Raw genomic sequence first — 12,082 nt, 5'->3', positions numbered from 1 at the left:
GTTATTTACCCTTTCGTTATCAATCAGGCGGCAGCGCCGGCCACACGTTTTTCACGGTTAAGTGACTGCAACGCCGAAACGTCAACAATCAGCGCCACGCTGCCATCGCCGAGGATGGTGGCGGCTGAAATCCCTGGTACTTTGCGATAGTTGCTTTCCAGGTTTTTAACAACAACCTGATGCTGACCAATTAACTGGTCTACCAACAGGGCGTAGCGTTTGCCCGCGCTTTGCAAAATGACCACGATGCCCTGTGTCGCTTCTGTTTTGGCATCTTTCACATCAAAGACGTTCCACAGTTCAACCAGCGGCAGATATTCGCCACGGACTTCCAGAACACATTCGCCACCCGCCAGCGGTTTCAACTCTTCTGCGCGAGGCTGCAATGATTCCATCACCGCATTCAGCGGCAGAATAAAGACTTCATCCGCGACGCGTACAGACATGCCATCAAGGATGGCCAGCGTCAGCGGCAGCAGGATACGGATTGTGGTGCCTTTGCCCTGTTTAGAGGCAATTTCGACATGACCACCCATTTCCTGGATATTCCGTTTCACAACGTCCATGCCCACGCCGCGGCCGGACACATCCGTGACCTGTTCTGCGGTGGAGAAGCCTGGCGCGAAAATCAACATGCCGACTTCTTCGTCGCTCATGTTTTCATGAACCGGTAGACCGGATGACAGTGCTTTAGCAAGAATACGCTCACGGTTGAGGCCCGCACCGTCATCGGAGACTTCGATACAGATGTTGCCGCCCTGATGTTCTGCGGACAGCGTCAGGTTGCCCGTCGCGACTTTTCCTGCGGCAATACGCTTATCAGGCGATTCAATGCCGTGGTCCAGGCTGTTACGCACCAGGTGCGTTAACGGATCGATAATGCGTTCAATCAGGCTCTTATCCAGTTCGGTCGAGCTGCCGAGTAAGGTCAGTTCGACTTCTTTGCCCAGTTTACTGGCCAGATCGCGAACCAGACGCGGGAAGCGGCTGAATACGTATTCCATCGGCATCATACGAATCGACATCACCGACTCTTGCAGGTCACGCGCATTACGCTCCAGCTGGCCCATGCTGTTCAGCAGCTCGCCGTGCGCCACCGGATCCAGTTCGCCAGAGCGCTGTGCCAGCATTGACTGCGTGATCACCAGCTCACCCACCAGGTTAATCAGCTGATCGACCTTCTCAACGGCAACACGGATGCTGCTGGATTCGCTGGTCTTCGCCGGTGCGGCAACGCGCTTGCTTTCGCGTTTGGCTGCGGCAACGGGCAATTCGGTAACGGTCGCGGTCTGTACTTCGGCCACCTCAGGTTCAGCGGCGCGCGCTGTCGCGACTGGGGCTGCGTCGCCCGCCTCCGGGAAGCGAATCTGGGATTCATCAATCACAAAACAGAGCACGGCGACGATATCGTCTTTGCCAACGCCCGTAATGTGGCACTCAAGCGAGTTACTGCCTTTCTTGACATCGCTGATTGTGCCGAGGTTACCCAGCTCTTCCAGCATCAAATCAATGTCTTTTTCTTTCAGATCGACCAGTTGCAGATGAACGCCGTCGGCGCCTGCTTGCGCGGACTCTGCCTGACTGACCGGTGCATCAAGGGCAACCACCACCGGCGCTTCAACCGGCAGACCTTTAGCCTCTAACGCCAGCTGGCGTAATGCTTCACAGATATACTTGAAGCTTTCCGCGTTAGGCTCTTGCGCGGTTTTATAAGCATCGAGCTGTTCCTGCATAATATCTTTAGTTTCCAAAAACAGATTGATGATGTCGGTGCTGAGCTGCATTTCGCCGCGACGAGCACCATCCAGAATGTTTTCCAGGATATGGGTTGTTTCCTGTAAAACCGTAAAACCAAAGGTTCCTGCCCCGCCTTTAATGGAGTGGGCGGCGCGGAAGATGGCGTTAAGCTGTTCAGAGTCAGGTTCCTGGGGATCGAGTCCCAACAGGTGTTGCTCCATATCCGCTAACAGCTCATCGGCTTCATCAAAAAACGTCTGGTAAAAATCGCTGATGTCCATGCTCACGGGAATCACCTCTGCTGTGAGGGGGCTGCTGTAGTGACCGCACCAGCCGACGAAGCTGACGGCGCGGAGGTTGTTTTAACCGCACCAGCCGATGACGCTGGCGGTGCAGAGGTTACTGTTATCACCGTACCCGTCGATAAGGCTGACGGCGCGGGAGATACGGTTGTTACCGCACCAGTCGAAGACGCTGGTTGTGCGGACGTTGCTGTTTTCACCGCACCCGCTGAAGACGCGGGCTGCGTGGAAGTGCCTGTTTTCACTGTGCCGTTCGCCGGGGCGGACGGCGAAGACGCTGTCGTTTTCATCGCACCGCCTGCCGAGGCGGACGGTGCTGAGGTTGCGGTTTTCACTGCACCCGCTTTATCTGCTGCTGTACCGATGGAGGCTGAAGGTTCGGTAACTTTCTCAAACGCAGCCGGATCGCTAACCTGCACGGCATCACTTTCAGCATTCTCTTTTTCAATGGCGGCTTCGGTATCGTGGTTCAACACCAGCAAACTAATACGGCGGTTCACGGCATCATCCCCCCCGCGGTTTTTCAGTTTCATCGTGTCAGCCATGCCGACAATACGAAGAATCTTTCCACCATCCAGCCCGCCAATCACCAGTTCCCGACGTGACGCATTGGCGCGGTCAGCAGAGAGCTCCCAGTTGCTGTAGCCTTTATCACCACCGGCGTACTGAATATCATCCGTATGCCCCGCGATACTGATTCGGTTTGGGATGTCGTTCAGAACCGGGGCAATCGCGCGCAAAATGTCGCGCATATAAGGTTCAACTTCTGCGCTGCCGGTTTTAAACATTGGGCGATTCTGACTGTCGATAATCTGAATACGCAGTCCCTCTTCCACCATGTTGATGATCAAATGCGGACGCAGTGCTTTCAGGCGCGGGTCGGCTTCAATCAGCTGATCGAGCTTTTCACGTAACCGGTTGAGGCGAATCTCATCCAGCTTGCGTTTCTGCGCATCCATATCCACAACCTTCTTAACTTCACCCTCTTTCTTCGTTGGGTCGTCTCCGCCACCCGGGATAGGGCTGCTGCTGTCGCTGCTGCGTTGTCCACCCGTCAGCGCCACTTTTAAGGGCGTCTGAAAATATTCCGCTATCTGAATCAACTGCTGTGGGCTGGCGATCGACAGCAGCCACATCACCATAAAAAATGCCATCATCGCCGTCATGAAGTCGGCATAAGCGATTTTCCATGAACCATGCCCTCCTTCATGTTTCTTATGTTTGCGCTTTCTAATCAGCACAATTGGGCGATTGCCATGTTTCATGAGGTCTGATCCGAAGTCTGTTTAGCCGGGTTCTTCGCGTTGCGTACGTGCTCTTCCAGTTCACTGAACGAAGGACGCTCGGCGGAGTAAAGCGTTTTACGGCCAAACTCGACGGCGATTTGTGGCGCATAGCCGTTCAGGCTTGAAAGCAGCGTCACTTTTACGCACTGCATCATCTTGGTTGTTTCTGCACATTTCTGACGTAACACTGACGCCAGCGGCGAAATAAAACCGTATGCCAGTAAAATCCCGAGGAAGGTTCCCACCATTGCATGGGCAACCAGCGCACCTAACTCTGCGGCTGGGCGGTCGGCTGACGCCAGGGCATGCACTACGCCCATCACCGCGGCGACGATACCGAAAGCCGGCAGGCCATCGCCCACTGCTGCGATACTTTGCGCAGGAACTTCACACTCGTGTTCGTAGGTTTCAATCTCTTCATCCATCAATGCTTCGATTTCGAAGGCATTCATGTTGCCACTGACCATAAGGCGTAAATAGTCAGTGATGAAATCTACTAACTGTTTATCGGCTAAGATGCGGGGATAATTAGCAAAAATTTCGCTCTGAGCGGGATCTTCAATATCGCGCTCCAGTGACAACATGCCTTGCTGGCGTGATTTCGCCATCAGGCGATACAGCAGCGCCATCAAATCCATATAGACCGCTTTGTTGTATTTCGAGCCACGAAACAGGAGCGGCAGGGCCTTCAGGGTCTTCTTGATCGATTTACCGTTGTTGCCCACCAGAAACGCACCGACGCCCGCCCCGGCGATCATCAGCAGTTCTGCAGGCTGGTAAAGCGCGCCAAGATGGCCGCCCACTAAAGCGTATCCGCCCAACACGGAACCTAATACAACGATGTAACCTAAAATTATCAGCACAAAAAATCCTTACGTCCGTAACGTGTTGGTCGACGTTAAGCCAGAAACCCAGGTGATGTTCACCACGTGGAGGCAAAAAAAAAGCAGCGGGATTAACCGCTGCTGGATGACTTCCACATTGCGAACAAATTTAAACGGCGTGTTTAACCTGTTCATCCAGCAGTTGTGGAAAGATATCGGCAGTATCTGCAGAAAGTTTACGTCTTTTTACGGCACGTGATGGTGGCTGGCACAGGCTGCAGACAAAGCTGCCAACAGGCTGATGTGCATGATTAATAAAGCTGCCGTTGCAGCTTTTACAATCCGATAATTCCAGCATACCGCTTTCGACGAATCGCACCAGGGTCCAGGCGCGTGTCAGCGCCAACAGCGGGCCCTCGTCCGATTGCGGGCACTGCTCAAGATAGAGGCGGTAGGCTTTGATTACCGCATCAATACCTTTGCTCAAACCGGTTTTCAGTAAGAAAGTCCAGGCGTTACAGAACATGGAAGCATGAATATTTTGTTCCCACGTCATGAACCAGTCAGTAGAGAAAGGCAACATGCCTTTAGGTGGTGGACTACCACGCAACTCTTTATACAGTTTAATCAGGCGACCGCGGCTCAGCTGCGTTTCGCTTTCCAGCATTTGTAACCGCGCACCCAGGGTAATCAGCTCCATGGCGAGCTGAATATCGCGCGCTTCCTGAACAATACTTTTTTCACCCATTATACCGCCCTCTTTTTAGTAGGCGCGGCGTCTTTAGACGCGCTGCGTAATAAACGGCTGGATAACAAAATCCCGGTGTGGATCTGTTGCAAATCATCCACGCGAGATTCCTGCGTCAGGCGATTAATAACGGTGCTATCGGTAAAACGAAACTGACACACAAGTTGATTGGTCTCAGCTAATTTTACCATTTCAGGTAAGGTTAATTCTGACAACGCATCTGCCATCTTTTCATCGATCCCGAGGCGAAACATTGCCGAAGCTTTTTCCTGGTTAATTAATCGCTGCGCGAGCAGTAAATATGACAAGTTGATATCGTAAATATGTTTTAGTAATTCAGATGTACCCATTTTTCCATCCTGAGAGACGCGACGTAACTTACCGCAGATAACATCTCTGCGTATCGAGCTGCTGGTTGGTAAATCTAAAGATGGCAAAAATAATTAAACATAAAAGGCAAATGGTTCTGAGTGCTGCTTCTTTTTACGACCCTGTGTTTTGGGTCAGAAGTCAATTTTTTCAGTCCACCTTATTCTTAAGTCTTCAACCTTCTTCCGTGAGGCCTTCATACATTTTTTAAGACTAATCCGAAAACAAGGCAAATCTATATCGTCTGATCCTCACATACAACGACAGTTCAGTGAAATTTTGGATAAAGTGTGACACAGGTCACACTTTTGAGCCTTTTTTCTTCAGAAATACTTTACGATCACATTTTAGCTGTGTGTTTTTTGAGCGAAATTACGTTTTTTTTGTAGGGATTTGTCCTAACCAGGACTTAATTAGCAACAAAACCGCCGCAAAAGCCAAATCAGACCGTTGAGGTCAGGTTTATGTTCACGAATGCAATTTGTACCCTATTTAGAACCATTCAAAACCATAAAAGCAGTGGAATGTGCTGCCAGCAGAAACAATTATTTGTTTTTAAATTAGTCAGTTAGCGTTTTACTGCAGAGTAAGGGGGAACAGCCATGTCCGGCAGGCGATGGGGATTAGGCGCGTTCTGGCAATCCGTTGTAAAGGGTGACAGCAAGGTGTTTAGAGGGTGATCGTCGATGTAACAAGGAGTTACATTAATAACGTGAATGAATTGCAGGCAAGATAGTTTTGTGCACTAAGAGTATCGGCCCGGATCTTCAAAACTTTAGCTTAACCAGGTAAAAATAGTGTTTTGACATTTTAATGGGTCATTTTGACAGCAAAAGTGCCGGAATAGTGTCCTGCAGCGGTACAGGACCGCCTTTGAGTTAAGGGTAACTGATTAAAACATAAGGAGAGTTTGCAGACGGCAAGCGAGGGTCAAATACGACAAACAGCAAGCCATCCCTGGCTTGCTGCGGCATCAGGCGAGTTTTGGAAATGTGGCCACTTTATTCGCCATTCCATGATCGGCGCTACGTGGCGCAATCTTTTCGAGATCGCGTAGGAAGCTTTCGCGCCATGCGGTGATGTCGTTCTTACGCAGAACCGCCATCATATCGTTATAGCGAGAAATTCTTTCCGTGCGCGGCATAGTAATGGCCTTGTCCAGCGCAGCGGCCACCTCATCCCGGTCATAGGGATTCACGATCAATGCCGAGGTCAGCTCATTCGCCGCACCGGCAAAGCGGGACAGTACCAGTACACCCGGGTCATCCGGGTCCTGTGCCGCAACATACTCTTTCGCAACCAGGTTCATCCCATCACGTAACGGCGTCACCAGCCCCACGTCGGTCAGACGGAAGATTTTCATCAACAGACGACGGTCAAAGTGCTGGTTAAGGTAGTACAGCGGCGTCCAGCCCAGTGTCCCGTATTTACCGTTAATGCGCCCTGCTTCGGTTTCAAGCTGATGACGAATATCCTGGTAAGCCTGCACATCACCGCGTGACGTGGGCGCAATCTGGGAATAGCGAATTTTGCCGTGATGCTGAGGGAAGTTTTCCAGCAGCGCCTCGTAAGCCAGGAAACGTTCTGGTAACCCCTTGGAGTAGTCCAGACGCTCACAGGCGATGATGTTGCGGGCATCGCCCAGCTCTTTTTTCATCGCGGCCATCTTCGGTGGCAACGGCCCTTCAGCCATCTCTTTAATGCTGTCGGGTTCAATCCCTATCGGGTAGACCTCTGTCATAAAGGTATTGCCATAGGCGCGGTGTTTCTTGTCACCCTTATTCTGCAACTGGGTCAACTGGCTGACACTGTCGAGGAAAGCCACACGATCTGATTCTGTCTGGAAGCCCAGCAGATCGTATTCGCACAGCATCTCCAGCAGTTCCTTATGAGGAGGCAGCGCGTTGAAAATTTCCGGCGTAGGGAAAGGAATATGCAGGAAGAAGCCGATACGGTTGTTAATGCCAGCCCGACGCAATGCAGCGGCAAAAGGTAAAAAGTGGTAATCGTGGATCCACAGAATGTCATCCGGCTTAATCAGCGGCTTTAATCGCTGCGCGACCGCATCATTGACCTCACAGTAGCCTTCCCAGGCTTCGCGCTGGAACTGAACTAAGTCTAACCGGTAGTGAAAGGCGGGCCAGATAACGGTGTTTGAAAACTGGCAGTAGTAAAGATCGTATTCGTTCTGGCTCAGAGGGAAAGAGGCATATTCAATACCGTCATGTTCCATTACCGATACCGGATTTTCTTCTTCACCTGAAAACTCACTGATCTCACCGTTCCAGCCAAACCAGAGTCCGCCCGTGCTCTTCAGCGCGTCCAGAATGCCGACGGCCAGGCCGCCAGCACCGGTTTTGTTCCCATTTGGCATGGCGATACGGTTAGATACAACCACTAAACGACTCATAACCTACACTCCTTACCAATGTTGTCTTGCTCTAATTGTAATCGTGTTGTTTCAAGCCAGGCATAGACATCCGTAACGTCATGTAAACGATAATGCGCCTGACTGGGGCCTTCCCCCACTTTTATAGAGATTCCCTGCAGGGCATTCACCGCAGCGAATCCTTTTTCATCGGTCAGGTCATCCCCGATAAACACCGGGATACGGCCTGAGAATGGGGCTTCCTGCATAAATTTATGGACGGCTGCGCCTTTATCAATCCCTGTGGGTTTGATTTCTACAACGCATTTGCCGGGTTGCAGCGCAAGGCCGTCAAAACGCGCCACCGCAGCCTGAGCCAGTTGCATGACATCCTGTTCGTGCTGCGGCGCGCGACGGTAATGAAGCGCGAAAGCCATGCCTTTGGCTTCTAACTGCGTACCCGGCCACTGCTCCATCGCCTCCTCAAGCAGGCGTTTGAGCGGACGTTCAACATCATCTGGCAAAGTCACCCGATGCAGTTCGCCTGTCGCATCGCGCCGTTCAGCACCATGCACGCCTGCTGCCGGTGCCCGCAGAGGCGCCGCCAGCGCATCCAGTTGTTCGACAGGTCGGCCAGAAACCAGCGCCAGTGCGCCATGGCATAACGATGAGAGCCGTTGCAGTTCTGCGACGACATTTTCTGGAATGAAAACAGCATCGGGCTGGGACTGAATCGCTGCCAGCGTGCCATCGACATCAAAAAAGAAGGCATACAGACCGCCGCTCAATGACGGAAATGAGGCATCACTATCTGCCATCTGGGTCACGTGTCTTCTCCTGTAAATAGGTTCATCATCAGGACATCACAGCAGAGGACGTTTCAGCAAGAGGTTGGCTCAAGGCCATGTGAAGTAAGGAGACTGCGTGGTAAAACCCTGCAATTCAACAACCCTTTTTCAAAAAACAAATGTGTTTTGATGCTGATGAATCCGCTGGCTGCTATTGTCGCCCCACAAAGTGTAGTCGCTAAATTTCGTTCTGCCAGGAATATGCATTTCCTGTGCCAGCCGTCTCGCTTTCCAATGCCCTGGACTGGCCCGGACCGATCCCTGAGCGCATACCGTCTTTTTATCAAGCGCTCAACAGTGAAATAAAAGTGTAATAAATGGCCCTGTTTAAGGTTTTCTTAATCTTTAATCAGCAGACTGTTTAAAATTATTGTCAACTCATTCGCGCGTACACGGATGGGCGGTATTTTGTTGGTTTCATGAACGCTTTTTAATCGGTGATAATAGTAATTAATGACTTTCCATCCGTCCTGGATTAATAATTCCTTTCCGTATGAAATCATTTTTTGGGCGTCGCTTTCCCCTGTTACTGATTACGTCCTTTTGGCAATGCGGCATTTTATGTTTTGCTATATCGCGACAGCTTTATTGCCCTGGCAAGGTTTTCGTCATACGGCGTTGCCATTCGTCTGAATGTGGCATTGCGTCAGGCAGTCTCTCAGCGTTATCGCGGCATTCGGTAAAGGTTACGCGTCTTTTGCCATCGATTAATAGGGTGAGATTCCCTGACGCAATAGGCGTTTACGTTGCTTTCGGTCACAATAGCCGGGGCGCTTGTCCTGTTCACCCCCGCGATGGGGACTCAAACACGCTTTATCTGCCTTTCTCACTGCCAGCGCCGATTCGTAAAGGGTTTCAGAACTTATGAAAATATTGATTGTTGAAGACGATGCCCTGCTACTTCAGGGGCTGGTACTGGCACTGGAAGGTGCAGGCTACGTGTGCGATGGTGTTTCAACGGTCCGTTCTGCCGAAGCCCACCTTGCCAGCGGACTTTACAGCCTGGTGCTGCTGGATATCGGCCTGCCGGACGAAGACGGCCTGCATTTACTGCAACGCCTACGTCGTCAAAAGCAGATGCAGCCCGTTTTAATCCTGACCGCACGCGATACCATTGAAGAGCGCATAGCCGGACTCGATGCCGGCGCTGATGACTATTTGATTAAGCCTTTTGCGCTGGATGAGTTGCTGGCACGGATTCGCGCGCTGATCAGGCGTCACGTCAACCAGGGCGATTCCCGCCTCGAAGTGGGTAATCTCTCACTGGATATGACCCACCGCCAGATTCATCTGGATGACGTGCTGCTCGACCTGACGCCCAAAGAGTTTTCCATTCTATCCCGGTTGATGTTGAAAGCAGGCCATCCGGTTCACCGTGAGTTGCTGTATCAGGACATCTACAACTTTGATAATGAGCCCTCCACCAATACGCTGGAAGTCCATATTCATAACCTGCGCGACAAGGTGGGCAAAGCCACGATCCGAACGGTTCGCGGTTTTGGCTATGCCTTATCTCAGCCGCGCGCAGAAAACGAGTCATCACCCGAATGAATCCCTACCGTTCTGGCAATACCATGCGTTTCCGGCTGATGCTCACGATTGGCATGATCATGCTGTTTTTTCAGTTGATCAGCGTGGCCTGGCTCTGGCATGAGAGTAAAGAGCAGGTGCAGTTTTTGGTGGAAGCCAACCTGCTTAACCGCAACATGGATAAGCACGTGGATAAAGAGGTCCGTGAAGCCATCCTGAGCCTGGCGCTGCCCAGCCTGGTCATGATTAGCCTGACGCTACTGCTGTGCTATCAGGCGGTAAGATGGATCACTCGCCCGCTTTATCAACTGCAGCATGAGCTGGAAAGCCGGAGTGAGGTGAACCTCGAGCCGATTATCTTTGAAGGCTCCGTTCAGGAGATTGATGCCGTCACGCAGTCCATTAACCGACTTGTTGCGCGGTTAACCGCCAGTCTTGAACGCGAACGCCTCTTTACTGCCGATGTTGCTCATGAACTGCGTACGCCGCTCGCTGGGCTGCGTTTACATCTTGAACTGTTACAGCGCAACCAGGCCGTCGATACACAACCGTTATTACAGCGGCTTGATCAGATGTCTGGCAATGTCTCTCAACTGTTGCAACTCACGCGTGCAGGTCAGCAGTTCACCTCTGGCAGTTATCAGAATGTTGAGATAGTAGAGGAAGTCATCCTGCCGATGGAGGCTGAGTTGAGTGCAATGCTGGAGACGCGCGAGCAGACACTGACCCTGGAGGTCGAGGACATGTTCCGGGTGAAGGGCGATGCCATCTTGCTGAGAATGCTACTGCGTAACCTGGTAGAGAATGCTCATCGCTACAGTCCATCGGGCGGAAACATTACGGTGCGTATTGAGGCAACAGCCGGGCTGTCGCTCATCATTGAGGATGAAGGGAACGGCATTGATGAAAGTATGCGCGGTGAACTGAGTAAAGCCTTTGTACGCATGGATACCGGCTACGGCGGCATTGGCCTGGGGTTGAGCATTGTCAGCCGGATTGTCCAGCTCCATGGCGGACAATTCCTGCTGGAAAATCGCCCAGATCGTTCAGGCTGCCGCGCCAGGGTAAACTTTGCTACTGCGTGATTTAGCCGTTGAACCAGCAGACCAGAAACGCAATCACTGTGCCGGCGGCAATAAGCACGGCAAGATATTCGCTGAGGCTGCGAGACGGAACAGAACTGACGGATACGGTGGGGGTTTTCATCGATCTCTCCAGTGATGTTTTATGCAGTATCGCTTCCTTATATTAAGGAAACATTAACCTGCCGCGCTTTCAGGCTGCCCGCCAGGCGCAGGCGATCGATCCCTGCTACGCTAAATCATTCGTCTCACGCCATGCCATCACCCCGCTAAAACCTGGCAACGGCCTGAAATGCCTTGTGTGACGTTGAAAACGATCGATCTCATCCCCACCTCTTTCCTTCAGACCAGACAGGAGTAATTTTATGGCTATCCAATATGCAGTGATCGCAGGCGGCTGTTTCTGGTGTACAGAAGCGGTCTTTAAAGATGTGATCGGCGTTGAGTCAGTGGAAAGTGGTTATACCGGCGGTGCGCGCCCTAATCCCACCTACGAGCAGGTGTGCAGCGGCGCAACCGGTCATGCCGAAGCCATTCGTATTGGTTTTAATGCTGAAAAGATCAGCTATGGCGATTTGCTGGACATCAGCTTTGCGACCCACGATCCGACCCAGCTCAATCGTCAGGGCAATGACATCGGTACACAGTATCGTTCCGCGATTTTTGTTGAGACGCAGGAGCAGGAAGCCGAAGCCAAAGCGGCCATCGCGCGTGCCCAACAGGATCATGCTGAGCCTGTTGTGACCACCATTGAACCGTTAAAAGCCTGGTATCCCGCTGAAGGTTATCATCAGGATTACTGGGAAGGCGCCGGTCAGCGCAACGGTTACTGCATGGCGGTGATTCCCCCCAAACTGCAAAAGCTGCGCAAGAGTTTTGCCAACCGCGTAAAAACCGCGCAGTAAGCTCAGGCAACTCAGCGAATCTCCCCTTCTGTTACGCTGTGCAATATCGCGTTTTTGGCGCCAAAAAACCGCGATTTGCGCAG

General features: G+C 51.8%; 10 protein-coding genes. 3 read left to right on the top strand and 7 right to left on the bottom strand.

The window, feature by feature from the left end; all coding sequences use genetic code 11:
• Positions 1-23: 23 nt before the first annotated feature.
• The 7 genes from cheA to otsB all read right to left on the bottom strand — a co-directional run bounded on the left by cheA (position 24) and on the right by otsB (position 8,461).
• Positions 24-2,018, bottom strand: a complete 1,995-nt coding sequence (gene cheA / locus AAIE03_RS06385; protein WP_498563165.1) for a chemotaxis protein CheA — start codon at positions 2,016-2,018, stop codon at positions 24-26.
• Between the two features lie 11 nt (positions 2,019-2,029).
• Positions 2,030-3,304, bottom strand: coding sequence for a flagellar motor protein MotB (gene motB / locus AAIE03_RS06380; protein WP_013026108.1), 1,275 nt, complete (start codon positions 3,302-3,304; stop codon positions 2,030-2,032).
• Entirely contained in the window at positions 3,301-4,188 is an 888-nt protein-coding gene (motA, locus tag AAIE03_RS06375) for a flagellar motor stator protein MotA (RefSeq protein ID WP_006120238.1), read from the bottom strand. Before motA ends, motB begins: the two co-directional genes overlap by 4 nt.
• A gap of 130 nt (positions 4,189-4,318) precedes the next feature.
• Positions 4,319-4,897: a flagellar transcriptional regulator FlhC gene (gene flhC / locus AAIE03_RS06370; protein WP_013026109.1), complete on the bottom strand. Its 579-nt coding sequence runs from the start codon at positions 4,895-4,897 to the stop codon at positions 4,319-4,321.
• Positions 4,897-5,247, bottom strand: coding sequence for a flagellar transcriptional regulator FlhD (gene flhD / locus AAIE03_RS06365; RefSeq protein ID WP_006120236.1), 351 nt, complete (start codon positions 5,245-5,247; stop codon positions 4,897-4,899). Before flhD ends, flhC begins: the two co-directional genes overlap by 1 nt.
• 992 nt (positions 5,248-6,239) lie before the next feature.
• Complete coding sequence (gene otsA, locus AAIE03_RS06360) at positions 6,240-7,676, bottom strand: alpha,alpha-trehalose-phosphate synthase (protein WP_013026111.1); 1,437 nt, start codon at positions 7,674-7,676, stop codon at positions 6,240-6,242.
• The gene (gene otsB / locus AAIE03_RS06355; protein WP_089517295.1) at positions 7,673-8,461 is read right to left on the bottom strand and encodes a trehalose-phosphatase; all 789 of its coding nucleotides are present in this window, start codon (positions 8,459-8,461) and stop codon (positions 7,673-7,675) included. The genes otsA and otsB overlap by 4 nt, the downstream gene beginning before the upstream one ends.
• Positions 8,462-9,346: 885 nt before the next feature.
• Between otsB and pmrA the strand changes: the two genes are divergently transcribed.
• The 3 genes from pmrA to msrA all read left to right on the top strand — a co-directional run bounded on the left by pmrA (position 9,347) and on the right by msrA (position 11,999).
• A complete protein-coding gene (gene pmrA, locus AAIE03_RS06350; RefSeq protein ID WP_014593911.1) occupies positions 9,347-10,033 on the top strand; it encodes a two-component system response regulator PmrA in 687 nt (228 codons plus the stop codon).
• A complete protein-coding gene (pmrB, locus tag AAIE03_RS06345) occupies positions 10,030-11,097 on the top strand; it encodes a two-component system sensor histidine kinase PmrB (protein WP_013026114.1) in 1,068 nt (355 codons plus the stop codon). The genes pmrA and pmrB overlap by 4 nt, the downstream gene beginning before the upstream one ends.
• A 362-nt stretch (positions 11,098-11,459) precedes the next feature.
• The gene (gene msrA, locus AAIE03_RS06340) at positions 11,460-11,999 is read left to right on the top strand and encodes a peptide-methionine (S)-S-oxide reductase MsrA (protein WP_288494293.1); all 540 of its coding nucleotides are present in this window, start codon (positions 11,460-11,462) and stop codon (positions 11,997-11,999) included.
• Positions 12,000-12,082: the final 83 nt, after the last annotated feature.

This window comes from Pantoea sp. Ae19-2 (genome assembly GCF_059801205.1).
This window is presented reverse-complemented; position numbering and strand designations above follow the sequence as displayed.